Source organism: Streptomyces sp. Wb2n-11, assembly GCF_001049855.1.
In the GTDB taxonomy this organism is placed as follows: Bacteria; Actinomycetota; Actinomycetes; order Streptomycetales; family Streptomycetaceae; genus Streptomyces; species Streptomyces altiplanensis.
Genome location: NZ_CVPB01000001.1, coordinates 4,367,297 through 4,391,226, shown reverse-complemented (window position 1 = coordinate 4,391,226; position 23,930 = coordinate 4,367,297). Strand labels below are relative to the sequence as shown.

Genomic DNA, 23,930 nt, shown 5'->3' with positions numbered 1-23,930 from the left:
GGTCGAGAAACCCCTGCCGCTGCTCCGAGGACGGATACCGCCATGCCGCGTCCGACTGCCGCACAGTTCGCCTACGGCTCAGCCACCGTCGTCTTCTCGACCCTCGCCATGCTGCTGCTGTCCCGCACGGCGTCGGGCATCGGCGCCGCGGTCATCGCCCTCGCGGCGCTCGCGCTGGGCGTACTGGTCGCACTGACCGCGCCGGGCTTGAGGACGGTGCGCACGGCACCCCGTACGAGCGACGCGACCTCGGCCCCGGCCTCGCCCTCGACGGAAGCGGCCTCCGGCACCGTGGACCACGCGTCCCGGGCGCACTCGGCGGTCGGCGGACCCTCACTACGCGGTTGAGACCACCACGGTCTTGGCCGCCTTGTCGTGGAGCCCCTGCCTGTAGGGCTTGTCCACCATGATCATCACCAGGTTGATCAGCCACCACAGACAGAAGCAGCAGATCAGAGCCGGCACCCACAGGACCACGGCACGCAGCAGTGCCGCGTTGGCCGGCGGGGTCGTGCCGCTGTTGAGCATCGCGACGCGCAGGTTCATCAGCCGCTTGCCGACGGTCCGGCCGTCCTTGGCCGTCATGTAGGTGTCGTAGCCGACGTACACGACCATCGAGACGAGCTGCCAGACGAGCGACTTGCCGCCGGACATCTGGGTGGAGACCTCGTCCCAGTCGTCGCCGTTGTAGTTGTCGAACATGCCGAGCAGCCAGCCGACGAGGGCCAGCGGAACGCCGACGACGAGCGCGTCGATGATGCGGGCCGCGACGCGCTTGCCGAGGGGGGCGAGCGGCGGCATCCCGGCGAGCGGGTCGGCGGCGCCGCCGCTGTAGGGCGGGGGCGGGGTGCCGTACGGCGGGGGCGGGGCACCGTAGGGCGAGTCCCCGGAGGGAGACCCTCCGCCGGGCGGTGGCGGCGTCGACGGCGGCGGGTCTTGGGGCGGCTTCTTGCGGAACGGGTCGTCCTCGGGCGGCTGACCGGGCGGCGGCTGATCGTTGCTCATGACCGCAGTCGACCGCGTCCGCCCGCCGCCCGCATCCGGTCGGGTGCCGTTCGGGGGACCCGGCTGCCCCTAGTCCCCCGCCACGAACGTACGCGCCGCCTTGTCGTGCCAGCACTGCCGCCACGGGCGGTCGAACAGGCACCACGCCACGTTGACGACCCCGACCGCGAGGACGCCGAGCACGCCGTACACGAGCCAGCGTCGCAGCGCGGCGCCGAACGTCGGAGGCTCGTGCGCCTCGATGTCCCGCACGTGGATCCGGCACAGCTTCTTGCCCAGCGTACGGCCCCACTTGGTGGTCGGCAGCGTCTCGTACACCACTCCGAGGAGCAGGAACGCGCCGAGCACGATGCCGAGGTAACCGGCGGTCGTGGCGTCGAGCAGCCATACGGTCACGGTCTCGCCGGAGAGCTTCGCCGCCTCGATCTTCTCGTCGATGTGCGCGAACGCGGCGGACACGAGGGGTACGGCGACGGCGCCGACCGCGGCACCGAGGACGACCGTGTCGATCAGCCGCGCCGCCAGCCGCTTGGCGAGGCCGGCGGGCCTGGCCGCGGCCTGGGCCTGGGCGGCCTGCAGGAACGGGTCGCTGACCGGCGGCTTCCAGGGCACGACGGGCGGTGCGCCCGCCTCGTCCTGGTCCGGCTGCGCGAGCTGGTGCACCTGCTGCGCCCACGAGGCGGCCCCGCCGCCGGCCCCGGAAACGACGGGAGTCCCGACGGGAGCCCCCGCACCGGCCTGCGTCCCCTGCGCCGGGCCGGGCTGCCCCGGCCCGGGAGCCCGGACCGGCACGCCGGCCTGCGCCGGAACCTGCGCCTGACCCGGGGCCTGGGGCCGGCCCGGCTGCGGCTGCGGCTGCGGCTGGGCATCGGCTCGCCCGGCGGTCCGCGCTTGCCCCGGAGCCTGAGGCCGTGTCTGGCCCGGAACCTGGCGCTGTCCCGCGCCCGGAGTCATGGTCCTGATGGCCATCGTGCCGTCGGCCCGGGCCGTCCGGGGGGACTCCGTCCCGTCCCGGCGCACGGCACGGATGGTGACGGTGCCGTCGGCGGGAGGCGGCGTACGGACGCCGGGGAGCGCGCCCCCGCTGGGGTCGGCGCCGGGGGCCGGTCTCCCGGTCTCCCCACCGCCGGGCCGGACCGGGGCGCCCGTGCCGGCGGGGCGCTCCGGCGCGGAGCCGCCCGTACGGCGGAGGTCGACCCCGCCGCCTCCGCGGCGCGGGTCACCCGAGCGCCCGGAAGCGGCTGCTTCACCGGGGGCGGAGGCACCGCCGGAGCCGCCCGAGCCGCCGGGAGCGGACGCACCGCCCGGAGCGGACGGGCCGGCGTCGGGGGCGGCGGGCGAGCCGGTGGACGACGGGGCGGAGCCCCAGGAGACCCGGCGGTCGCGGTCGCCGCCGAAGCCGGTCTGGCGGGACGTGTCCGCCTGCCAGGCCGACGCCGGTTCCGGGGCGGTGCCGCGCAGGTGCGCGCCCTCCGGCTCCTCGTCGAAGAAGACCGGGCCGGTCTCCTCGACGGAGGCGGCCGGGGGCGTGGCGGCAGCGGGCGCGGCCGGCAGGGACTCGTTGTCCGACGGGGCGGGGCGGCTGGTCCCGGGCACCCAGGCGGCCCCGTTCCAGAACCGGACGTAGCCGGGGATGGACGGGTCGGGATAGTAGCCAGGAGTGGGGCTGCTGTCGCCGCTGGCCGGGGTGGGGGCGCTCATCACCGTGTCCCGTATCTAGTCGATGGCCTCGTTAACGAGGTCCACATCTATCAGACCACCACGACGCGCCGGGCCCGTCCCGCTGGAAGCACTACTTTCCGGTCGTCTCCAGGGCCTCCCCGGAGGCCTTCACGTACGTGTGCGTGAGGAACTCGATGGAGTGGCCGTCGGGGTCGTCGAGGTAGAAACCGCGCCCTCGGTGGTGGTGGTTGATCTGCTGCGGCAGTTCGTGGTGCGGGTCGGCCCAGTAGGGGAGTTCGCGCTCCTCGACCCGTGCGAGGATCTCGTCGAACTCGCCGTCGGGCACCAGGAACGCCAGGTGCTGCGAGGCGATCCGCGCGCTCGCGGAGTCGAGGTAGTCGAGCGTGACGCCGTTCTCCAGCGGCACGCTCGCGAAGGGACCGAAGGGCTCCGGCTCCGGGGCGCCCATCAGCTCCGTGAGGAAGCGGGCGGCGGCGAAGCGGTCGCGGCTCCGGACGATGGTGTGATCAAGGCTCGCGGGCATGGTTCCTCCTCGTCGAGGCGGCTGCTGCTCGTCCTGCTGTCCCTCACGCTATGCGCAGCGCCGTGTCCGGGGCATCGGTCCTTCGCCGTACGCCTCGGGTCTCAGAAGAGCTTGCCCGGGTTGAGGAGACCGAGCGGGTCGAAGGCCGCCTTGACGGAGCGCTGCAACTCCACTCCCACCGGTCCGAGTTCGCGCGCCAGCCATTCCTTCTTGAGCACGCCGACTCCGTGCTCGCCGGTGATGGTGCCGCCGAGTTCCAGGCCGAGCGCCATGATTTCGTCGAAGGACTCACGGGCGCGCCTCGACTCGTCCTCGTCCCGTTGGTCGAAGCACACCACCGGATGCGTATTGCCGTCGCCCGCGTGTGCGCAGACCCCGATGGTGAGGTCGTGCTTCTCGGCGATGACGGCGGTTCCCTCCAGCATCGCGCCGAGCTTCGAGCGCGGTACGCACACGTCGTCGATCATCGTCGCGGACTTGACCGCCTCCAGCGCGGTGAGGGACAACCTCCGCGCCTGTAGCAGCAGTTCGGACTCGGCGGCGTCCTCGGCGGGGACGACTTCCGTGGCGCCGGCCGCGGTGCACAGCTCGCCGACGGCGGCGAGGTCGGCGGCGGGGTCGGGGGTGTCGAAGGCGGCGAGCAGGAGCGCCTCGGTGGATTCGGGGAGGCCCATGCCGGCCATCTTGTTGACGGCGCGCAGGGTCGTACGGTCCATGAGTTCGAGCAGCGAGGGGGCGTGGCCCCGCGCCATGATCTCGCAGACCGCGTCGCAGGCGGCGGTGGCCGACGGGAACTCGGCGGCGAGGACGAGCTGCCGCGGCGGGGCGGGCCTGAGCGCCAGGACCGCCTTGACGACGACGCCGAGGGTGCCCTCGGAGCCGACGAAGAGCCGGGTCAGGTCGTAGCCCGCGACGCCCTTGGCCGTACGCCGCCCGGTGGTCAGGAGGCGGCCGTCGGCGAGGACGACGTCCAGGCCCAGGACGTACTCGGCGGTCACGCCGTACTTCACGCAGCACAGCCCGCCCGACGCCGTGCCGATGTTGCCGCCGATGGTGCACGTCTCCCAACTCGACGGGTCCGGCGGGTAGTAGAGCCCCTTCTCGGCCACGGCGCGCGACAGCACCGCGTTGATCACGCCCGGCTCGACGACGGCGATCCGGTCGACAGCGCTGATCTCCAGGATCCGGTCCATCTTCACCAGGGACAGCACGATGCAGCCGTCACTCGCGTTGGCGGCGCCGGACAGCCCCGTCCGCGCGCCCTGCGGCACGACCGGCACCCGCAGCGCGGTCGCCGTGCGCATGATGTGCTGGACCTGCTCGACGGTGCGCGGCAGGGCGACGACGGCCGGGGCGCCGGCGTCGCAGAAACCCGCCATGTCGTGGGCGTACGAAGCCGTGATGTCCGCGTCGGTGATCAGGGCCTCGGCCGGCAGGCCCGCGCGCAGTTGCTGGAGAAGATCGTCCATGGTCCCAGCGTGGCACTCGGGGGCCATCGGTGTGAACCCGTCTGCGTTCCACTCCGCGTGTCCGGATGTGCTCTTCATACTGACGCACAGTGATCGCCATGGAAACGGAAGAACGGGTGAAGCGGCGGCGGCTCCCGGTCGCCGTGTTCGTGGGCACGGCGGTGCTGGTCGCGGGTGCCGCGGGGGTCCTCGCCTCGGGAGTACTGGACGGGGCCCCGCCGGTGCCGGGTCCCGTGGGGCGTGCGGCGGCCGCCGTCGAGGCCGTGGGCGCCGGAGTGCCGGCCTCGCCGTCCGACCTGACCGCGTTCATCGGGGACCGCGAGTCGTGGCTGCGCGAGCATCCCGGCGACGACGGCTCCTGGGCGGTGCTCGGCTCCGCGTACCTGGAGCGGGGCCGCTGGACGGCCGACCCGGCGGACTTCCCGCGCGCGGAGATGGCGCTGCGCCACTCGCTGTCCGTACGGCCGCGAGCGAATCCGGACGCCGTGGTCGGTCTCGCGGCGCTCGCCCACGCGCGCGGCGACCACCGCGCCGCGAAGAAGTGGGGCGAGGCGGTCCGCGAGCGGTCGCCGAAACGGTGGACGGTGTACCCGGCCCTGATCGGCGCGTACCGGCATCTGGGTGACCGGAAGGCGGCAGCCGGGGCGGTGGAGAGGCTCCAGGCGCTGCGTCCGGGCCCGCAGGCGCGGCGGCTCGCCTCGGAGGTGTACCGCGACCGGGGCTGGCGGGAGGACGCGACGGCGGCGCTGTCCGACGCGACGGCGCTCGCGGGCTCCACGGCCCAGAAGGTGACCGGGCTGTACGGCCTGGGCGAGCTGGCGTGGGAACGCGGCGAGCCGGACGAGGCCCTGCGCCACTACGAGGCGGCCCTGCGCACGGACCCCGGCTACGCGCGGGCCAGGGCGGGCCGCGCCCGGGTCATGGCGGCACTGGCGCGCCCGGCCGACGCGGAGGGCGACTACCTGGCGGCGCTGGGGCAGACGCCACTCCCGGCCGTCGGCCTGGAGTACGGCGAGCTGCTGGAGTCCCTGGGCCGCGAGGACGAGGCGAAGGAGCAGTACGCGCTGGTGCGGGCCCGGGTGGCGCTGACGGAACAGCGCGGGGGCGGCGGCGACGAGCTGCTGCTCGGGCGGCTCGACGCGGACCACGGCGCCCCGTCGGCAGCGGTCCGCCGGCTGCGGGCGGAGTGGAGGCGGCACCCGAACGCGTACGTCGCGGACGCCCTGGCGTGGTCCCTGTACCGCGCGGGCGGCGGGAAGAACACCGGGGAGGCCCTGAAGTACGCCCTCAGGGCCACGGACCAGGGTCCCCGCGACGCGCAGTTCTTCTACCACCTGGGGATGATCGAGCGGAAGCTGGGCAGGTCCGGCGCGGCCAGGCGCCATCTGGAGGAGGCTCTGCGCGTCAACCCGTCGTTCTCGCCGCTGCCGGCCATGAGGGTGCGCGAGGTACTGAACGCCTTGGGCGAGCCCCCGGGAGGCGGCCCCCGCCGGACGCATGACGAGGCGCCCCCTGCCCGGACACGCTGAGCGCCGCCCCACCTGCCACGGTGGCGGGAGGGGACGCGCCGGGGTGCTCCCCGCAGGGCACCGAACGCGACCGCCCCGAACAGACCCGGCGTACCCGGGCGTTCGGCGCCCGGAGAGACGCCCCGGCGCGGCACCGGCCCCTCGTGGGGCGTCGTGGCGCCCCCGGCGGAGCCCGCCCTTCCGACGACAGCTCAGGCGTGCTGCTTGTAGTAGATGGAGTACCTGCGCGCTCCCGGCTCCCCCGAGGCGAACCCCATGCACAGCCGCGGCTTGCCGGTGCGCCGTACCGCGAGGCCCTCCGGCTCGCGGTGGTCGAGGGAGTAGCCGGCCCCGGTGCGGGTCCGCTGGACCGGTTCGCCGGTGCGGATGTCGATGCAGGAGACGTACGTGTTGCCGTGCCCGGAGCGCGGGTTGGCCGGCCCGTACGGTTCGCCGGCCAGCTGGTACAGGTAGTTGCCGTACAGCGCGAACCCCTGGAAGTCGATGTCCGGGTCGGGGTGCGCGGCGGTCTGCGCGAAGTCGTGCAGAGGCTTCGAGAAGTCGCCGGCGACGGCGTGGGCCAGCGAGAAGACGCGGTAGCGCACCTCGCCGCCGATGCGGTGGCGGACGGCGATGCGCTTGCGGCTCATGTCCACGGACGGCTGGTTCGCGGTGGACCCCTCGACCGGGTGGCGGGCCGCCTCCGCCGAGCTCCGCCGTACCTGCCGGTCCACGAACCGGAACCGCGTGATGCCGCGCCCGAACGCCATGGAGTCCGCGACCCGCGCGTCCGCCTCCGTCCAGATCCAGGTCGCCCCGGCCGCGTCCCGCTCGACGCCCATGCCGACGCCGTGCCCGTGCCCCAGCAGGTACATGCGGCCGAGCAGCGCGCCCTTGAAGTCGAGCTGGTTGAGGCACATGTCGCCGCGCTGCCGTCTCTCCGTACCGGTGCAGGCCCTCGGCTCGCCGGAGAGTCTGATGCCGCCCTGCATCATCTGGAGGACGTACAGCCGCTGCCGGGAGTCGTCGAAGGCGAAGGACTGGAGGACGGTGGTCTGCCCGAGGGGCTTCTTCCAGTGCCATCGCTTCGACGGGACGGCCAAGTCGATGCGTTCGTCACTCGTGCTCGCACTCACGCTAGTCATGGCCATGACTCACGATAGCGAGCAAGGGCCCCACGGGTCAGGGGTGCGCAGCACCGCGCACGCAGCACGAGTGGCCACGCGCCCCACACCCCCGTCAGCCGAAGTCGCCGACTCCCGCGGGGCGCTGGGCCGCAGGACGCTCCGGCGCGGGGGCCCGGGCCGTGAGGGGTGCCGACGCGCGCTGCGGGCGCGGAAGCGGGGCGGAGACCTCTTCCTGCTTCGTTTCCGGCGGGAGGAAGCAGGGGGTCGTGACGCTGAGGATCATCCGGTCGTACGGGGGCTTCATCGCGCCGACCGACACGAAGAAGTTGGCGTCACCGCCCTCCGCGTACAGCAGGAGGTGACGCCGGTCGCCCTCGCGGTAGCGGCCTTGTCGACCGGCTTTCGCAGGTTGTCACCTATCGCGTCGGCGGCGCCTGCGGAGGCCCGCAGCTCCGACGGATCGACATTCGTGCTTCCACTTTCAGCCGTTCCGCTCCCCCGTGACGCATGCGAGCGGTCAGAGCAGCGGGGAGATCACCAGGGCGGAAGAGGGGGCACCCACCAGGCCGGGGAGGCCGTGGCGGATGCCCCGAATGCCGTGCTGCGGCAGCGTGCTAGAGGTTGCCGCGCTTCTCCTGCTCGCGCTCGATCGCCTCGAAGAGGGCCTTGAAGTTGCCCTTGCCGAAGCCCATCGAGCCGTGCCGCTCGATCATTTCGAAGAAGACGGTCGGCCGGTCCTGGACCGGCTTGGTGAAGATCTGGAGCAGGTAGCCGTCCTCGTCGCGGTCCACCAGGATCTTCAGCTCGCGCAGCGTCTCGACGGGCACGCGCGTCTCGCCCGCCCATTCGCCGAGCGTGTCGTAGTACGAGTCGGGGGTGTCCAGGAACTGGACACCGTTCGCCCGCATGGAGCGCACGCTCGCGACGATGTCGTTCGTGGCGAGCGCGATGTGCTGGACGCCGGCGCCGCCGTAGAACTCCAGGTACTCGTCGATCTGCGACTTCTTCTTCGCGATGGCGGGCTCGTTGATCGGGAACTTCACCTTCAGGGTGCCGTCCGCGACGACCTTCGACATGAGGGCGGAGTACTCGGTGGCGATGTCGTCGCCCACGAACTCCTTCATGTTGGTGAAGCCCATGACCTTGTTGTAGAAGGCCACCCACTCGTTCATCTTCCCGAGCTCGACGTTGCCGACGCAGTGGTCGATGGCCTGGAAGGTGCGCTTGGCCGGCGGCTCGACCATCGGGTGGGCGGCGACGAAGCCCGGCAGGTACGGGCCGTCGTAGCCGGAGCGCTCGACGAGGGTGTGGCGGGTCTTGCCGTACGTCGCGATCGCGGCCAGGACGACGACGCCGTGCTCGTCCTTGACCTCGTGCGGCTCCTCGATGCCGCGCGCGCCGTGCTCCACGGCGTAGGCGTACGCGGCGCGGGCATCCGGGACCTCGATGGCGAGGTCGACGACGCCGTCGCCGTGCTCGGCGACGTGGTCGGCGAGGAAGCGGCCCCGGTCGGTGGAGGGCTTGATGACGGAGGTGAGGACGAAGCGCGCGGCGCCGTTCGTCAGGACGTAGCTCGCGGTCTCACGGCTGCCGTTCTCCGGTCCGGAGTAGGCGACGAGCTTCATGCCGAAGGCGGTCGAGTAGTAGTGCGCGGCCTGCTTGGCGTTGCCGACGGCGAAGACGACCGCGTCCATTCCCTTGACCGGGAAGGGATCGGCCTCGCGCGCGGTGCTGGGGGTGGTGTGCTGCGTGGTCTCAGTCATGGCGGCAGGCTCTCTCCGTATCGCAAGCTGCGCAACAGTTCTCCGAAACGCTGGGCAATCTGCTCACCAACTTGCCAGAATGACCGGGCGATCTGTACAGGATGACCAGGCTCAGCACGAGGTGTCGGGAAGCGGGGCGGCCCATGTCCACGGACGGTATCGACGAACTCGACGGCCGGCTCGTCGTGCTGCTGGCGCGCGAGCCCCGGATCGGGATGCTGGAGGCGTCGCGCCGCCTGGGGGTGGCGCGCGGGACCGTGCAGGCACGGATGGACCGGCTTCAGTCCAACGGAGTCATCCGCGGGTTCGGTCCGGACGTCGATCCGGCCGCGCTGGGCTATCCGGTGACGGCGTTCGCGACGCTGGAGATCAAACAGGGGCAGGGCGCCGACGTACGGACGCACCTGGCGTCCGTACCGGAGGTGCTGGAGCTGCACACGACGACGGGGCACGGCGACATGCTCTGCCGCCTCGTCGCCCGCTCGAACGCCGATCTCCAGCGCGTGATCGACCGGGTGGTCGGGTTCGAGGGCATCGTGCGGGCCTCCACCGCGATCGTCATGGAGAACCCGGTGCCGCTGCGGATCATCCCGCTGGTGGAGCAGGCCGCGGCGGCCGGGCCCGCCTGACGGGGCCGGCCGGGACGGGCGGAGAGCCGGGGGCAGGCGCGCGCGGGGCGGGCAAGCAAAGGAATCGATGCAAAGAAGTGCTTGCAGAGACTTCTTTGCAAGCCTAGGGTGAAGGCATGCCCCAAGAGCCCGAGCAGCCCGGCACCCCCGCACCCGCACCCGCCGAACACCGGGAGCCCGGCTCCCGTGTGCTGGACGCCCGTTCGCTGCGCGGGCTCGCCCATCCCCTGCGCATCCAGCTGCTGAAGTCCCTGCGCCACGACGGACCCGCCACCGCCTCCCAACTGGCCCAGCGGCTCGGCGAGTCCAGCGGCGCCACCAGTTACCACCTGCGCCAGCTCGCCGCCCACGGCTTCGTCGAGGACGACCCGGAGCGCGGCAAGGGACGCGAGCGGTGGTGGAAGGCGGCGCAGGAAGGAACCACCTTCAGCAGGGAGCTGCACAACAGCCCGGATCCGGCCGTGCGCGGAGCCGCCGACCTCTTCATCCACGAGATCGCCAACATCCACACCCAGGAGGTCAGCACCTGGCTCGGCACCGCGCGCGAATGGCCCGAGGAGTGGGCCGGCAGCTCGGACCTGAGCGACTTCACGCTCCAGCTCACCCCCGAGCAGCTGAAGGAGCTGAACGAGAAGATGCACGCGCTCATCACCAGCTACCACGGGCTGTCCGACGAGGGCTCCGCCCAGGTCCGCCTGCACACCCACTCCTTCCCCCGCCGCCCCACGGACTGAGAGGAAACCGCCCGCCATGCACTCCGACACACACCTGCGGCTCCACCACCAGCGCGCCGCCGAACTGCGCGCCCGGGCCGCCGGGTACGCCCGCGTCCCCCGCCCCGCGCCGTCGCACCCCCTGCGCGCCCGCCTCGGCCGGACCATGGTCGAGCCGGGTCTGCGCCTCGCCCAGCAGTCCCCGGCCCGGCCTGCCCGTATCGCGTGAAGGCGCAGGGGCGGAAGAGACCCTTCGCGGCCGTCCTGGCCGCCAACACCGTCTCCACAGCGGGCACTTCGCTCACGATGATCGGCGTCCCGTGGTTCGTTCTCGACACCACGGGCAGCGCCGGCCGGGCCGGTGTCGTCGCCTTCTGCGCGACGCTGCCGGTCGTCGTCGCCGCGCTCGTCGGCGGCCCCTTCATCGACCGGATCGGCCGCCGCCGGGTCTCCGTCGCCTCCGACCTGGTGTGCGGCCTCGCCGTCGGCGCGATCCCGCTGCTGCACTGGGCCGGCGCGCTGGAGTTCTGGATGCTGTGCGCGCTGATGGCGGCCGGCGGCTTCGCCCATACGCCCGGCACGACGGCCCGTTACGTCCTCCTCCCCGACCTCGCAGCCCACACCGGCACCACCCTCACCCGCGCCGCCGGCCTCTTCGAGGGCGTATCACGCGGGGCCCGCATGATCGGCGCCGCGCTCGCGGGCGTACTGATCGCGCTGCTCGGCGCCGAGGCGGTGCTGCTGCTCGACGCGGCGACGTTCGTGGTGTCGGCGCTGCTGGTCGCGGCCGGGGTGCGGGGCGTACGGGCGGCCGAGCCGCAGAAGGCGGCGCCGGTGTCCTTCGCGACGTACCGCACGGAACTGCGCGAGGGGTACGTCTTCCTCCTGCGCCGGCGGCTCCTGCTGGCCGTGGTCCTGATGGTGATGCTCACCAACGGCCTCGACCAGGGCTGGAGTTCGGTCCTCCTGCCCGTCCACGCCCAGGGCGACCCGGGCGGCGCGGCCGTCCTGGGCATGCTCGCCGCGGTCTTCGGCGGGGCGGCGCTGCTCGGCGCCCTGCTCTACGGGGCGGTCGGCGAGCGCTTCCCGCGCCGGGTGGTCTTCACCGTCGCGTTCCTGCTCTGCGGGCTGCCGCGCTTCGCCGTCGCCGCGCTGGTGGACGGGGCGGCGGCACTGGCCGTGACGCTGGCGGTCGGCGGTCTGGCCGCCGGGATGCTCAACCCGATCCTGACGACGGTGACGTACGAACGCGTCCCGCAGGAGCTGCGCAGCCGCGTCGGCGGCGTGTCCACGGCCGGCTGCGAGCTGACCATGCCGCTGGGCGGCCTCGCGGCGGGGCTGCTGGTCGAGGAGGCGGGGCTCGTGACGGCGCTGCTGGTGTTCGGCGGGGCGTACTTCCTGGCGACGCTGAGCCCGGTGGTCTTCCCGTCCTGGCGGACGATGGACGACGTACCGCCCGTACAGCCGCCTGCTAGCAGCTCGGAACCTTCCCGCTCCTCTTCTCCAGCGCCACCAGCGCCCGCACCGCGTCCTTCAGCGTCGTGACGGGCACCAGGCGCAGCCCTTCGGGCTTCTCCGCCCGGGCCTGCGAGCACTCCTCCTCCGGTACGAGGAAGACCGTCGCCCCGTCGCGCCGGGCCGCCTGCGTCTTGAGCGGTACGCCGCCGACCGGGCCCACCTTGCCGTCGGAGGTGATCGTGCCCGTACCGGCGATGGTGCGGCCGCCGGTGAGGTCGCCGCCCGAGCCGTCGCCGTCCAGCTTGTCGACGATGCCGAGGGAGAAGAGCAGCCCGGCGCTGGGGCCGCCGATGTCGGCGAGGTTGAGGTCCACCTTCACCTGGTCGGGGCTCTTGCCGAGGTAGTCGAGCGCCGCGTCGACGGCGGTCTCCTGCGACTGCTCCATCTCCGCGACGTTGTGCTTCTCGACCTCGGCGTCGGTGTCGCCGGACGGGTAGACCGCGTCCTTGGGCATGACGGCCCGGTCGGTCCTGAACCACGCGTCGACGACCTGTCCCAGGTCGATGTCGACGGACGGCCCCGTCGCCACGATCGTCGTCATCCGCAGCTCTCCGGCGGTCTCGCGCACCGGCGCGCCGGTGATGGTGATCACCGGTTCGCCCTTGTCCGCCCCGAGCACGTTCGCGGTGCTGCCGGGCTGCGCGAGGACGTACGGCAGCGGCGCGAAGGCGGCCACGGCGAAGAGCGCGAGCGCGGGGGCCCCGCAAAGGGCGAGGACACGGGGACGGGAGAGACGTGAGAGCACGTCCCCAATCTAGTGGGCGCGCGCCCCTCTCCCCCGTGCACCCCTCGCACCCCTCGCACCGCTTCGCGGACTCCGGGCCGCCGGGCGGCCCCCTCACCTCAGCGCGTCGGCGACCTCACGGGCGGCGTCGACCACGCGCGGCCCCACCCGTTCGGGAACGGAGTCGGCGAGCATGACGACGCCGACGCTGCCCTCGAGGCCGGTGATGCCGACCAGGGGCGCCGCCGCGCCACTGGCACCGGCCTCCAGTTCGCCGTGGGTGAGGGTGAAGCCGCCGTCCCCCAGGGCGCCCTGGCGGGCGGCGAGTATGGCCCGGCCGGCCGCCCCCCGGTCGAGGGGGTGACGGAACCCCGTGCGGTACGCCACGTGGTAGTCGGTCCACGTCGGCTCGACGACCGCGACCGCGAGGGCCTCGGCGCCGTCGACCAGCGTCAGGTGCGCCGTGGCCCCTATGTCCTCGGCGAGGGAGCGCAGCGCGGGCAGCGCGGCTTCCCGTACGAGCGGATGGACCTGCCGGCCCAGGCGGAGCACGCCGAGGCCGACGCGGGCGCGGCCGCCCAGGTCGCGGCGTATCAGCGCGTGCTGCTCGAGGGTGGCGAGCAGGCGGTAGACGACCGTGCGGTTCACCCCGAGTTTGTTGGACAACTCGGTGACGGTCAGCCCGTGGTCGGTGTCGGCAAGCAGTTTGAGGACACGTAGTCCCCGGTCGAGCGTCTGGGAAGTTTCCGCGGTCACGACGCCCACTCCTCTGTGGTGAGTGCGGCGGCTCTCCGACGGGTGCGCCGCCGGTCCCGTCGACGTCGCGCGCAGAGGCCGCCGGCAGGCCATGGCACCGGCTGCGCTCCGCGGCGGCTCTGCCACGGGGCGTATGCGTTGCGGGAAAGGTAGCGATCGACTCCGCTCAGCGGAAGGCCTCGTCCAGAATCCGGGCGCGTGAGGGCACTTGATCCGCATTCGACCGAATCCGTGTTCTTCCCCGGCCGACGGGTCCCGCCCCTCGGAACGGACAGGGCCCGGAGAAGCGTCTCCGGGCCCTGTGCGTCACCTCCCGGCAGGCGTCACCGCATGCGGGTGGCCCACTCCTGGACCTTCTTGATGCGGTCCTGGAGCTGCCCGGCCGTGGCCTCGGCGCTCGGCGGACCGCCGCAGACCCTGCGCAGCTCGGTGTGGATGACGCCGTGCGGCTTGCCGCTCTGGTGGACGTACGCGCCGACCATCGTGTTGAGCGACTTGCGCAGCTCCAGCAGCTGTTTGTGCGTCACCACGGGACGCGCCTCGGCCGGCTTTTCCAGCAGGTCGGCCTCCGCGGCCGGCTTCTGACGGCTGTGCGCGATCTGCCGGGTCTGCCGCTTCTGGAGGAGGAGCTGCACCTGGTCGGGCTCCAGCAGCCCGGGGATGCCGAGGTAGTCCTGCTCCTCCTCGCTCCCCGGGTGGGCCTGCATGCCGAACTCGGCGCCGTCGTACAGCACCCGGTCGAAGACGGCGTCGGACTCCAGGGCCTCGAAGGGCAGCTGCTCCTCGGTCTCCTCGTCCTCCAGTTTCTCGGCGTCGGCGAGGAGCTTGTCCTCCTCGGCGAACGGGTTCTCGTCCTCGCCGCCCTTCTTGGGCTTGTCGAGGACGTGGTCCCGCTCGACCTCCATCTCGTTGGCGAATTCGAGGAGCATCGGAATCGTGGGAACGAACACGGACGCGGTCTCGCCGCGCCTGCGCGATCGTACGAAGCGCCCGACGGCCTGGGCGAAGAAGAGCGGCGTGGAGATCGTCGTCGCGTACACGCCGACCGCCAGACGCGGTACGTCGACGCCTTCCGACACCATGCGGACCGCGACCATCCAGCGGGACTCGTCCGCGCTGAACTGGTCGATCTTCTTCGAGGCGGCCTTCTCGTCGGACAGGACGACGGTCGGCCGGTCGCCGGTGATCCTCTTCAGGATCTTGGCGTACTCGCGGGCGCTTTCCTGGTCGGTGGCGATGACGAGCCCGCCGGCGTCCGGAATGCCCTTGCGCACCTCGGTCAGCCGCTTGTCGGCGGACGCGAGGACGTTCGGGATCCACTCCCCCGTCGGCGAGAGCGCGGTGCGCCAGGCCTGCCCGATGGCGTCCCTGGTCATCGGCTCGCCGAGCCGGGCGGCGATCTCGTCACCGGCCTTGGTGCGCCAGCGCATGTTGCCGCTGTAGGAGAGGAAGATGACGGGCCGGACGACACCGTCGGCCAGGGCGTTGCCGTAGCCGTAGGTGTAGTCGGCGGAGGACCGCCTGATGCCGTCGTTGCCTTCCTCGTACGCGACGAAGGGGATGGGGTTGGTGTCCGACCGGAAGGGCGTGCCGGTCAGGGCGAGACGCCGGGTCGCCGGGTCGAACGCCTCCTGGCAGGCCTCGCCCCAGGACTTCGAGTCGCCGGCGTGGTGGATCTCGTCGAGGATCACCAGCGTCTTGCGCTGCTCGCAGCGGTTGCGGTGCAGCATGGGGCGTACGCCGACACCGGCGTAGGTGACGGCGACCCCGTGGTACTCCTTGCTGAGCGGACCGGCGCTGTAGTCGGGGTCGAGTTTGATGCCTATCCGGGCGGCGGCCTCCGCCCACTGCTTCTTGAGGTGCTCGGTCGGCGCGACCACCGTGATCTGCTGCACGACGTGGTGGTGCAGCAGCCACGAGGCGAGCGTCAGCGCGAAGGTCGTCTTGCCCGCGCCGGGGGTGGCGACCGCGAGGAAGTCGCGCGGCTGGTCCTGGATGTACTTCTCCAACGCCCCCTGCTGCCAGGCGCGCAGCTTGTTGGCGGTGCCCCAGGGGGCGCGGCCGGGGAAGGCGGGTGAGAGGTGGTGGGAGGCGGTAGTAGTCACGGTCTCCGGTTCGGGGCGCTCGGGTACGTGGCGGGACGGTCGCCGAAGGGTCGTACGACAACCGGGCCACCTTACCGGCGGGCCGCCCGGCCTCATGTATGGACGTCGCCGCACCACCCGCCGTTGGGACCCACCTCACACGAGCGCACGAAGTCTTTCCCCGGCGGCCGGCGGTTCACGCGTCCCGTGTCCGCAGCCTGGTCGCCACCCACGCCCCCGCCAGGGCCACCCCCGCCATCGGCAGGAACACCGCCGCGAAGGCCGCCGGGTGGGAGGCGGAGGCGGTGGAGGCCGCGGTGTGGGCGGAGCCCACCGCGCCGCCGCCCAGCGCCGCGAAGACCGCGCCGCCGATCGCGAGGAGCATGACGTTGGAGAGGCCGTCGGAGATCTGGAGGGCGGCGGAGTTGGCACCCGCCTCCTCGGGGGCCGAGAGCTTGAGCAGGAGCACGCTGGTCGAGGCGATGACCGTGCCCATGCCGAAGCAGCCGACGCCCCAGGCGACCGCTACCACCCACACCGGGACGGCGGTGATCAGCACGCTGGGCGCGGTCGCGATCGCCGCGGCGACCAGGACCATGCCCCCGGACACCATCCGCTCCCGGTACGGCTCCATGCGCGGCCGCGACTGTACGTACGAACCGAGCGCCCACGTCGCGCCGCCGACCGCGAGCGAGAGCCCGGCCGTCGTCGGGGACAGCCCGCGCTGGGTGACCAGCATCAGCGGTACGAAGGACTCCGCCGCGATGAACGACCCGGCCGCGACGCCGCGCAGCAGCACCACCGAGGGCAGCCCGCGCGCCGCCCGGTAGGTGCCGCGCGGCAGCAGTCCGAGGACGGCCGGCACGAGCAGCGCGCCGCCCACCGCCGCCGGGAGCAGCGCGAGCCACCGCGCGCCCTGGACAGACGCGGCCTGACCGGCGTACTGGAGCAGCCCGGCGCCCAGCGAGATGCCGAGCGCGAGGCGGATCCGGCGGCGGTCGAAGGCCGGGGCGGGGCCGCCCGCCCCGGCGGGGCCGGCCGCCGTGCGGCGTATCGCGGGCAGGGCGAGCGCGAGCGGGAAGACGACCAGGACGGGGATGCCGACGAAGACCCAGCGCCAGCCGAGGTGCTCGGTGACCGTCCCGGACACGAGCGGACCCACCACGGAGGGCACGACCCAGCTCGCGGCGAACGCGGCCAGGATCGCGGGCTGGAGCCGCGCCGGGTAGGCGCGGCTGACGACGACGTACAGGGCGACGATCACGAGTCCGCCGCCGAGCCCCTGGACCGCCCGTCCGAGGATGAACAGCCACATCGCGTCCGCCGTGCCGGAGAGCAGCAGTCCGGCGGCGAAGGCGCTGATGCCGGTGGCGAGGGGGGCGAGGGGGCCGCTGCGGTCGGCCCACTGGCCGGACAGCACCATGGCGAAGAGGCTGGTGGTGAAGTAGGAGGAGAAGGCGAAGGCGTAGAGGGAGACGCCGTTCAGCTCGCGGGCGGCGACGGGCATGGCCGTGCCGACGGCGGTCGCCTCGAAGGCGATCAGCAGGACGACGGCGATGATGCCGATGCTGAGCGCGCGGTGGGCTCTGCCGAGAACACCGCTCCGGTCGGCGGTGGGTACGCCGGGGATCCCGGCGGCTTCGGGCGCGACCTCGGCGTCGCGCGGTTCCAGGGCGGTCATTCGCTCAGAGTAAGGGGCGTACCGGCGCATGAACCCTGTCGTCGGGGCGGTCCGCGCTCGGCCTTTGGTCGTACGTCCGCCGCCCCGGCCCGGGACCGGCCGGCCCTACACCGGCAGCACGCACACCGGAACCGGCGCCGTCAGCACCGCGCCCGCCGGCCCGTGCCCCGGTCCACGCGGAACGCGGCGACCGTGCCGGACTTCTGGTTGGCGGCGAACAGCAGCGTGCCGGACGGGTCGAGCGTGATGTGCCGGGGGTACGAGCCGCCGGACGGCGTGGCGGACAGCGGCCGCAGCGCCGCGCCGCCTCGCTCGACGGCGAAGGCGGCGACGCTGTCGTGGCCCCGGTTGGAGACGTACACGAACCGTCCGTCGGGCGAGACCAGCACCCCCGCCGGGTAGTTGCGCCCGGTGAGCCCGGCGCCGGGCGGGAGCGTCGGCTGGGGGGTGCCGGGGGTCAGGGTCCCGGTGCGCCGTTCGTAGCCGCACACGACCAGCGTGCTGTCCAGTTCGTTGGCGACGTACGCGTGCCGGCCGGAGGGGTGGAAGGCGAGGTGTCTCGGCCCGGCGCCCGGCCTCATCGCGGCGCGTCCCCGCTCCTCCAGGCGGCCGGTGCGCGGGTCGAGCCGGTAGGTGTGGACGGAGTCCGTGCCCAGGTCGACGGCGACGACGTACCGTCCGCCGGGATCGGTGACCACCATGTGCGCGTGCGGGCCCTCCTGCCGCTCGGGATCGGGCCCGGACCCGGTGTGCTGTACGACGTCGGTGGCTTCCCCCAGCACGCCGCCGCGCCCGACGGGGTGCACGCAGACGCTGCCGCCGGTGTAGTTCGCGGTCAGCAGGAACCGCCCGCCGGGATGCACGGAGAGGTGGCAGGGGTCGGCGCCGCCGGTGGCGCGGGCGCGCCCCAGCACCTCGGGCGCCCCGGCCCCGACGCGCACGGCGGTGACGGCGCCCTCGGCGCGCTCGTCGACGGCGTAGAGGGTGCGGCGGTCGGGCGAGAGCGCGAGGAAGGAAGGATTCTGCACGCCCGCGAGCACCCCGGTGGAGGCCAGCTCTCCACTGCGCGGCCGGTAGGAGGCGAGCCCGATGCCGGTGCCGCCGCCGGGCTGGGTGGTGTACGTACCGAGGTAGGCGCGACGCGACGCCCGGGCGGCCTGCGCGCTTCCGGGCACCGCCAGCGCGGCGGCACCGGCACCGGCCAGCACGCCGAACCGCCGCCGGGTCATGCCCGTGCCGGTGTCCGCGCCCGCACCCGTCGCCGTACGCACGTCGCTCATGGCAGCCCTCACGCTCTCAGCTCGCCGGTCGTTCTTCGTCAGCCGTGCAGCAGTCGCGGTCGATGGTGTCCCGCACCACCGCGCGGAGGCAAGGCCCGCGCACACCCGTTCGCACGCCGCCCTCCGGCCGCGACGGCGCTCATGGCGCCACCTTGCCCTCGTGCAGTCGCGCGAGGATCTCCCCGACCGTCTCCTCCGGGGTCTGCCGGGCGGTGTCCAGCCACAGCCCGGTCCGCTCCGTCTCCTCGCGCAGCACCCGGTCCAGCTCCTCCACGGTCCAGCCCGCCCCGTAGCCGGTCTTCGCCCGCCCCGCCTCCCGGGCGGCCACCGCCTCCCGGCCGGGGGCGAGCACCACGACGTACAGGGGGCGGGTGCGGACGAGCCGGACGTACACCGCCAGTTCCTCGCCCACCACCACGTCCTGCACGACCGCGGTCCAGCCGCTGCGCGCGTACTCGTCGGCGACGGAGGCCGACAGCCGGTGGCGCAGCCGGAGCTGGGCCAGGGCCTCCTCGCCCGCCCCGGGCAGCATCTCCTCGCGCCCTGAGACGATCATCCGGCGGAAGACGTCGCCGCGCACGTGGGCGGCGCGCGGCAGGCGCTCGGCGAGCGCCTGCGCGACGGTGGACTTGCCCGCGGCCATGACGCCGGTGACCAGGATGACGGCGGGGCCGGGTGCTTCGTCCACGGACCGGCCCTGGTGACGGGGCGTCCGGGCGCCACCGGGAAGAACGCGGCTCACCCGGCCCGCCCGGCTACGTACCGGGAACGGCGACCGCCGCCTGGGGGCGGATCGGCAGGCGGTTGACCGGGCGGCCCGTGGCCGCCCGGACCGCCGAGGCGATCGCCGCCGGGGACGTGACCACCGGGACCGCGCTGACCGGCTTCGCGCCGAAGGGGGCGACCACGTCCCGCTCCTCCACCAGCTTGACGATGCGGATGTCCGGGGTGTCCAGGGACGTCGGGAGCGCGTAGTGGGTGAGGTCGGGGTGGCGGACCAGGCCCCGCGGGGTGCGGAGGTTCTCCGTCAGGGCCGCGCCCACGCCCTGCGTGACGCCCGCCTCGATGCGGGTGGCCAGCTGGGCCGGGTTGAGGACGCGGCCCACGTCCTGGGCCACCGCCATCTCCACCACCCGGACCGAGCCCAGCTCGATGTCCACGTCCACGGTCGCGCGGATCGCGCAGAAGGCCAGCCCCACGAAGGCGTCGCCCTGGCCCGTGTCGTCGAGCGGTTCGGTGGGGTGGGGGCGGCACTGGGCCGTGGCCCAGAGCTCCTTGCCCTCCATCGCCTCCGCCACCGTGGTGGAGAGGACCCCGTCGTACGAGGTGATCTTGCCGTCGGCGATCTGCAGCAGCTCGGTCGACATGCCGAACTGGTGGGCCAGCGGCTGGAGGAGCTGTGTGCGGACCATCTTCGCCGCGCGCTCCACCGCCCCGCCCGACACCCACGTGTGGCGGCCGTGCGTCGCCGGGCCCGCCGGGGGCTGGTCCGTGTCGACCGACGCCACGTGGACCTCTTCGACGCCGAGGACCTCCTGGACGATCTGGCGCGCGAGCGTGGTGAAGCCCTGGCCGGTCTCGACCGCCGCGCAGATGACCGTGGCCACGCCGTCGTGGACCTTCACCGTCGCGGTGGAGACCTCGTCGGCGCCCTCCGCGCCCAGCATGTGCACCATGCCGACCGCGTAGCCGACCCCGCGGCGTACGGCGGCGGGGTCTCCCGCGCCCTCCGGGCCGCCCGGCAGCAGCCACTCGCCCCGGGGGGTGTCCTTGGGCAGCGCGGGCAGCGGGCAGTCCCGTACGGCGCGCAGGAGTTCGGCCACGGGGGCCGGGCAGGTCACCGTCTGGCCGGTGGGCAGCAGGTCACCGGTGGCCAGCACGTTGCGCAGGCGCAGCTCCGCCGGGTCGATGCCCAGCTTCGCCGCGAGCTTGTCCATCTGGCCCTCGTACGCCGCGCACACCTGGAGGGCGCCCTCACCGCGGACGTGGCCGGACGGGGGGTTGTTCGTACGGACCGCCCAGCCCTCGATGAAGGCGTGCGGCACGACGTACGGGCCGCAGGCGAAGGCCACTGCCGCCGCGAGGGATTCGGAGGAGGCGTCGGCGTACGCGCCCGCGTCCAGGAGGATCTGGGCCTCCACCTTGACCAGGCGGCCCTCGGCGTCCGCGTGGTGGCGATAGCGCAGGAGGGTCGGGTGGCGGTGGGCGTGGCCGAGGAAGGACTCCTCGCGGGTGGCGGCCAGCTTGACCGGACAGCCGGTCTTGAGGGCGAGGAGGCCCAGCGGAATCTGGAAGCTGCCGTCCTCGCGGTCGCCGGTGGCGCCCGGGACGCCCGTGACGACGACCTTCACGCGCTCCTGCTCCAGGCCGAAGCAGGCGGCGGCGCGGTCGCGGTCGGTGTGCGGATCGGTGGACGCCGTGTAGATCTCCACGCCGCCGTCGGGGCGCGGGACGGCCAGTCCGGCCTCGGCCCCGATGGGCGCCGGGTCCTGGCGGCCGATGCGGTACAGGCCCTCCACGATCACCTCGCCCGTGACCTCCGGGTCGCCGAAGCTGAGGGGGATGTGACGGATGAGGTTGCCGTCGGGGTGGAGGGGGTCCGCCGCGAAGGCCTGTTCCGGGTCGGTGACCGGTTCGAGGAGCTCGTACTCGACCGCGATGGCCGCGGCGGCCAGACGGGCCGTGTCGGGGTGGTCGGCGGCCACCGCGGCGATCGCCTCGCCGTGGTGGCGGACGAGGCCGGAGGCGAAGACGGGGCGGTCGGCGACGCTGCGGCCGTGCGCGGAGTCGCCCGGCACGTCCTCGTGGGTGACCACGGCCCGTACGCCGGGCATCTCGGACGCGGCGGAGGTGTCGACCGAGACGATCCGGGCGTGGGCGTGCGGCGAGCGCAGCACAGCGGCCCAGAGCAGGCCCTCGGCCCACAGGTCGGCCGCGTACGGGAACGTGCCCTCCGTCTTCGCGCGCGCGTCGGCCGGTGGAAGGGAAGCGCCGATGCCGTGGGTGGGCGGCTCGGGCCGGGTGCCGTCGACCGCCGGTGCGCCGGTCGCGGTGGCCGCGTCGTTGCTCACGCCATGCCTCCGTCGTGCGGGTGCTCGTGCGGGTGGGGCTGCTGGACACTGCCCGCGCCGGGGGGCGCCTGGTGCGGGATGCGGGCTTCCTCGGCCGCGGCGGTCGCCTCGCGCTCGGCGACGACCTCGCGCACGGCTTCGAGCACGCCCCGGTAGCCCGAGCAGCGGCAGAGGTTGCCGCAGAGTGCCTGGCGGGTCTCCAGCTCGGTGGGGGCGTGGTTGCCCTCGAGCAGGTCGTGGACGGTCATGGCCATGCCGGGTACGCAGAAACCGCACTGGACCGCGCCACAGTTGGCGAGGGCCCGCTGGACGTCGGACGGCCGGCCGTCGGCGGCCAGGCCCTCGACCGTACGGACCTCGCTGCCGGCGGTGGTGGCGGCGGGGACGAGGCAGGAGGCGACGAGGCGGCCGTCGACCTGGACGGCGCAGGCGCCGCACTCGCCCTGGGAGCAGCCGTCCTTGGCGCCGGCGAGGCCGAGGCGCTCGCGCAGGACGTACAGGAGGGACTCGCCGATCCAGGCGTCGGTGACGGGGCGGTCCGCGCCGTTCACGTGCAGGACGTAGGAGGCGTGGGGGTGCTCGCTGTGGGCGTCTTCCGGGGAGGCGTCGGGCGCGGCTGCGGTACCGGGGTCGGCGGGGCCGTGCGGGTCCGCGGAGGCGCGCGGGTCGGTGCCTGCGGAGGCGTCCGGGGCGTCGGGGCCGGCGTCGTGCCGGGGCGTCTCCTCGGGTGCCGGACGTCCGGGTGCGGGGTTTCCTTCGGGGGGGTCGTGTTCGGCGCCCTGCGGGGAGTGCTCCGGCGCGTCCCCTTCCGCCCCCGCGGGTTCCGCGGCGGCGCCGGCCGCGTCCTCCTGCGGCGGGTGGGGCTCGAAGTCGTGCATCGGCCCGGGGGCCGCCCACGGGACGGGGGCTCCGCCCGGGAGCGTCGGTCCGGCGTCGGCGGTGTCCGCCCAGGGGGCCGGCGCCCCGCCCGGCAGGGTGGCCGAAGGGTGCGCGCCACCCCACTGGGACGCCAGCGCCGACATCGTGAACTCGCCCGACTCGTCCGGGAGTTCGCCGTCGGCCACCGGGACCGTCCACTGGCCCGTGAGTTCGGACGCGACCGGGGGCGTGGGCGCCGGGGCCGTGTCGAAGTTCCACTGGCCCGTGGCCCCCAGGTCGTGCGTGGGCACGCCCGTGGCCTCCGGTTCCGGCCACCGCATCTCGCCCGGCATCGACTGCGCGGCCCACGTGCCGGCCGCTCCCGGGTCCGCCGCCCCCGCGGCCTGCGGGGTGATGTGAGGCGGTACGTAGTCGTGTCCGGGCGCCGCCAGCGGGTCGCCGAAGTCCGTCATGCCCTCGGGCAGCTGCACGAACGCCGTGGCGTCCGCGTCGTACTCGCCGCCCTGCGGGATCGGCTGCCAGGTGCCGGGGTGCGGAGGTCCCTGCGTCCCCGGGTTCTCGTTCTCGCTCACGACAGTGCCCTCCCCAGCGCTCGTCGGGCCAGCGCGGCGACCGTGCGCCGCAGGTGCAGTACGGCGGGCGGCAGTGCGGCCGGTTCCGTCCCGTCCGCCGGCGGAGCCGGGTCCGGGATGCAGGCGGCCGCGACGTACTCGCCGAACGCGGCGCACGCCTCCGGCGCCAGCTTGCGGTCCGCGTCCCACTCGATCAGCGAGGCGATCCAGGCCTCCGCCTCCAGGGGCCGCAGCGGCATCGGCGCGATGGCGCCCACCGCGCACCGCACCTCGCGCCGCGCCGGGTCGAGGACCAGGGCGACGGACGCGGTCGCGCGGCCGGGGCCGGTGCGGCCGGTGGCCTTGAAGAAGACCTGCGGGGCGTGCAGCAGCGGTACGCGCACGAAGCCGATCAGCTCACCCGCGCCCAGCATGTCGCGGCCGGCGAGGAGGTGGGAGACGGGGGTCTCACGGCGTGCGCCGCCCGGCCCCGCGATCACCAGTGTCGCTTCCATCGCGGCCAGTACGGGCAGGGTGTCGCCGGTGGGCGCGGCGGTGACGATGTTGCCGCCGAGCGTTCCCGCGTTGCGGATCTGGGGCGGTCCCGCGGCGCGCGCGGCCGCAGCGAGCGCCGGGATGAGGGCCGCGAAGTCCGGCCGTCCCATCCGGGCGTGCGTGAGACCGGCGCCGAGCAGCGCGTTCCCGTCCTGGTACTGCCAGCCCCGGATCTCGCTGATCCGGCCGAGCCCGACCAGGGCCGCGGGCCGCAGCTGCCCGGAGTTCACGGATGCCATCAGGTCCGTACCGCCCGCGACGGGCACGGCGGCAGGCATGGCGGTGAGTGCCGCCACGGCCTCGTCGAGCGAGGCCGGGAGCGTCACGGACTGCGCCGCCCGCGGTGCGTGCGTGGTCAACCCAGCTGCCCCTTCCCGGTGTCCCGGCTGTCCCGTCTGTTGCGCCGTACGG

Annotated in this window: 22 protein-coding genes; 6 read left to right on the top strand and 16 right to left on the bottom strand. The window is 73.9% G+C overall.

Translation table 11 applies throughout. The features are described 5' to 3' along the window. The first annotated feature begins 42 nt into the window (after positions 1-42). On the top strand, positions 43-348 hold the full coding sequence (locus BN1555_RS19945) for a hypothetical protein (protein WP_093800652.1): 306 nt from the start codon (positions 43-45) through the stop codon (positions 346-348). Here the strand turns inward: BN1555_RS19945 and BN1555_RS19940 are convergent. The 4 genes from BN1555_RS19940 to BN1555_RS19925 form a co-directional block, all read right to left on the bottom strand. After that, positions 337-1,005 (bottom strand): RDD family protein, encoded by a 669-nt coding sequence (locus BN1555_RS19940; protein WP_093800651.1) that lies wholly within the window; start codon positions 1,003-1,005, stop codon positions 337-339. The genes BN1555_RS19945 and BN1555_RS19940 overlap by 12 nt on opposite strands. Before the next feature lie 69 nt (positions 1,006-1,074). Beyond that, a complete protein-coding gene (locus BN1555_RS19935) occupies positions 1,075-2,706 on the bottom strand; it encodes an RDD family protein (RefSeq protein ID WP_093800650.1) in 1,632 nt (543 codons plus the stop codon). Between the two features lie 91 nt (positions 2,707-2,797). Further along, positions 2,798-3,211 (bottom strand): VOC family protein, encoded by a 414-nt coding sequence (locus BN1555_RS19930; RefSeq protein ID WP_093800649.1) that lies wholly within the window; start codon positions 3,209-3,211, stop codon positions 2,798-2,800. Positions 3,212-3,312: 101 nt separating this feature from the next. Next, on the bottom strand, positions 3,313-4,680 hold the full coding sequence (locus BN1555_RS19925; RefSeq protein WP_093800648.1) for an FAD-binding oxidoreductase: 1,368 nt from the start codon (positions 4,678-4,680) through the stop codon (positions 3,313-3,315). 98 nt (positions 4,681-4,778) lie between these two features. On the opposite strand from BN1555_RS19925, the gene BN1555_RS19920 reads away from it, so the two are divergent. Beyond that, complete coding sequence (locus BN1555_RS19920) at positions 4,779-6,209, top strand: tetratricopeptide repeat protein (protein WP_093803513.1); 1,431 nt, start codon at positions 4,779-4,781, stop codon at positions 6,207-6,209. A gap of 191 nt (positions 6,210-6,400) precedes the next feature. Here BN1555_RS19920 and BN1555_RS19915 read toward each other — a convergent pair whose 3' ends face one another. The 3 genes from BN1555_RS19915 to hppD form a co-directional block, all read right to left on the bottom strand. After that, positions 6,401-7,324, bottom strand: a complete 924-nt coding sequence (locus BN1555_RS19915; protein WP_255306104.1) for a phage baseplate protein — start codon at positions 7,322-7,324, stop codon at positions 6,401-6,403. Positions 7,325-7,427: 103 nt separating this feature from the next. Next, complete coding sequence (locus BN1555_RS19910; protein WP_141662868.1) at positions 7,428-7,619, bottom strand: hypothetical protein; 192 nt, start codon at positions 7,617-7,619, stop codon at positions 7,428-7,430. Positions 7,620-7,929: 310 nt separating this feature from the next. Further along, the gene (hppD, locus tag BN1555_RS19905) at positions 7,930-9,078 is read right to left on the bottom strand and encodes a 4-hydroxyphenylpyruvate dioxygenase (RefSeq protein WP_093800645.1); all 1,149 of its coding nucleotides are present in this window, start codon (positions 9,076-9,078) and stop codon (positions 7,930-7,932) included. Positions 9,079-9,221: 143 nt separating this feature from the next. Here hppD and BN1555_RS19900 point away from each other — a divergent pair, with 143 nt between their 5' ends. The 4 genes from BN1555_RS19900 (at position 9,222) to BN1555_RS19885 (ending at position 11,965) form a co-directional block, all read left to right on the top strand. Beyond that, the gene (locus BN1555_RS19900) at positions 9,222-9,707 is read left to right on the top strand and encodes an Lrp/AsnC family transcriptional regulator (RefSeq protein ID WP_093800644.1); all 486 of its coding nucleotides are present in this window, start codon (positions 9,222-9,224) and stop codon (positions 9,705-9,707) included. A gap of 116 nt (positions 9,708-9,823) precedes the next feature. Beyond that, the gene (locus tag BN1555_RS19895; RefSeq protein WP_093800643.1) at positions 9,824-10,441 is read left to right on the top strand and encodes an ArsR/SmtB family transcription factor; all 618 of its coding nucleotides are present in this window, start codon (positions 9,824-9,826) and stop codon (positions 10,439-10,441) included. A 16-nt stretch (positions 10,442-10,457) separates the two neighbouring features. Continuing rightward, a complete protein-coding gene (locus BN1555_RS19890; RefSeq protein ID WP_093800642.1) occupies positions 10,458-10,649 on the top strand; it encodes a hypothetical protein in 192 nt (63 codons plus the stop codon). Continuing rightward, the gene (locus BN1555_RS19885) at positions 10,646-11,965 is read left to right on the top strand and encodes an MFS transporter (protein ID WP_093800641.1); all 1,320 of its coding nucleotides are present in this window, start codon (positions 10,646-10,648) and stop codon (positions 11,963-11,965) included. The genes BN1555_RS19890 and BN1555_RS19885 overlap by 4 nt, the downstream gene beginning before the upstream one ends. Here the strand turns inward: BN1555_RS19885 and BN1555_RS19880 are convergent. The 9 genes from BN1555_RS19880 to BN1555_RS19840 form a co-directional block, all read right to left on the bottom strand. Beyond that, positions 11,892-12,683 carry a S16 family serine protease gene (locus BN1555_RS19880; RefSeq protein WP_093800640.1) on the bottom strand — a complete coding sequence of 264 codons (792 nt, stop codon included), beginning with the start codon at positions 12,681-12,683 and terminating at the stop codon, positions 11,892-11,894. The two genes, BN1555_RS19885 and BN1555_RS19880, sit on opposite strands and share 74 nt — an antisense overlap. Positions 12,684-12,776: 93 nt before the next feature. Continuing rightward, positions 12,777-13,418: an IclR family transcriptional regulator gene (locus BN1555_RS19875; RefSeq protein WP_093800639.1), complete on the bottom strand. Its 642-nt coding sequence runs from the start codon at positions 13,416-13,418 to the stop codon at positions 12,777-12,779. Between the two features lie 323 nt (positions 13,419-13,741). Then, on the bottom strand, positions 13,742-15,523 hold the full coding sequence (locus BN1555_RS19870) for a DEAD/DEAH box helicase (protein WP_093800638.1): 1,782 nt from the start codon (positions 15,521-15,523) through the stop codon (positions 13,742-13,744). 175 nt (positions 15,524-15,698) lie between these two features. Further along, the gene (locus BN1555_RS19865) at positions 15,699-17,183 is read right to left on the bottom strand and encodes an MFS transporter (RefSeq protein WP_093800637.1); all 1,485 of its coding nucleotides are present in this window, start codon (positions 17,181-17,183) and stop codon (positions 15,699-15,701) included. Positions 17,184-17,323: 140 nt separating this feature from the next. After that, complete coding sequence (locus BN1555_RS19860) at positions 17,324-18,463, bottom strand: lactonase family protein (protein WP_255306103.1); 1,140 nt, start codon at positions 18,461-18,463, stop codon at positions 17,324-17,326. A 139-nt stretch (positions 18,464-18,602) separates the two neighbouring features. Next, complete coding sequence (locus BN1555_RS19855; protein ID WP_255306102.1) at positions 18,603-19,151, bottom strand: AAA family ATPase; 549 nt, start codon at positions 19,149-19,151, stop codon at positions 18,603-18,605. Positions 19,152-19,218: 67 nt separating this feature from the next. Then, the gene (locus BN1555_RS19850) at positions 19,219-21,534 is read right to left on the bottom strand and encodes a xanthine dehydrogenase family protein molybdopterin-binding subunit (protein ID WP_093800636.1); all 2,316 of its coding nucleotides are present in this window, start codon (positions 21,532-21,534) and stop codon (positions 19,219-19,221) included. Further along, complete coding sequence (locus BN1555_RS19845) at positions 21,531-22,985, bottom strand: 2Fe-2S iron-sulfur cluster-binding protein (protein ID WP_255306101.1); 1,455 nt, start codon at positions 22,983-22,985, stop codon at positions 21,531-21,533. Before BN1555_RS19845 ends, BN1555_RS19850 begins: the two co-directional genes overlap by 4 nt. Beyond that, positions 22,982-23,878 (bottom strand): FAD binding domain-containing protein, encoded by an 897-nt coding sequence (locus tag BN1555_RS19840; protein ID WP_176710085.1) that lies wholly within the window; start codon positions 23,876-23,878, stop codon positions 22,982-22,984. The genes BN1555_RS19845 and BN1555_RS19840 overlap by 4 nt, the downstream gene beginning before the upstream one ends. Positions 23,879-23,930: the final 52 nt, after the last annotated feature.

Coding starts and splice junctions, on each gene's coding strand:
- BN1555_RS19945 (WP_093800652.1), top strand. CDS start 43: ATGCCGCGTCCGACTGCCGCACAGTTCGCCTACGGCTCAGCCACCGTC.
- BN1555_RS19940 (WP_093800651.1), bottom strand. CDS start 1,005: ATGAGCAACGATCAGCCGCCGCCCGGTCAGCCGCCCGAGGACGACCCG.
- BN1555_RS19935 (WP_093800650.1), bottom strand. CDS start 2,706: ATGAGCGCCCCCACCCCGGCCAGCGGCGACAGCAGCCCCACTCCTGGC.
- BN1555_RS19930 (WP_093800649.1), bottom strand. CDS start 3,211: ATGCCCGCGAGCCTTGATCACACCATCGTCCGGAGCCGCGACCGCTTC.
- BN1555_RS19925 (WP_093800648.1), bottom strand. CDS start 4,680: ATGGACGATCTTCTCCAGCAACTGCGCGCGGGCCTGCCGGCCGAGGCC.
- BN1555_RS19920 (WP_093803513.1), top strand. CDS start 4,779: ATGGAAACGGAAGAACGGGTGAAGCGGCGGCGGCTCCCGGTCGCCGTG.
- BN1555_RS19910 (WP_141662868.1), bottom strand. CDS start 7,619: ATGAAGCCCCCGTACGACCGGATGATCCTCAGCGTCACGACCCCCTGC.
- hppD (WP_093800645.1), bottom strand. CDS start 9,078: ATGACTGAGACCACGCAGCACACCACCCCCAGCACCGCGCGCGAGGCC.
- BN1555_RS19900 (WP_093800644.1), top strand. CDS start 9,222: ATGTCCACGGACGGTATCGACGAACTCGACGGCCGGCTCGTCGTGCTG.
- BN1555_RS19895 (WP_093800643.1), top strand. CDS start 9,824: ATGCCCCAAGAGCCCGAGCAGCCCGGCACCCCCGCACCCGCACCCGCC.
- BN1555_RS19890 (WP_093800642.1), top strand. CDS start 10,458: ATGCACTCCGACACACACCTGCGGCTCCACCACCAGCGCGCCGCCGAA.
- BN1555_RS19865 (WP_093800637.1), bottom strand. CDS start 17,183: ATGACCGCCCTGGAACCGCGCGACGCCGAGGTCGCGCCCGAAGCCGCC.
- BN1555_RS19860 (WP_255306103.1), bottom strand. CDS start 18,463: ATGAGCGACGTGCGTACGGCGACGGGTGCGGGCGCGGACACCGGCACG.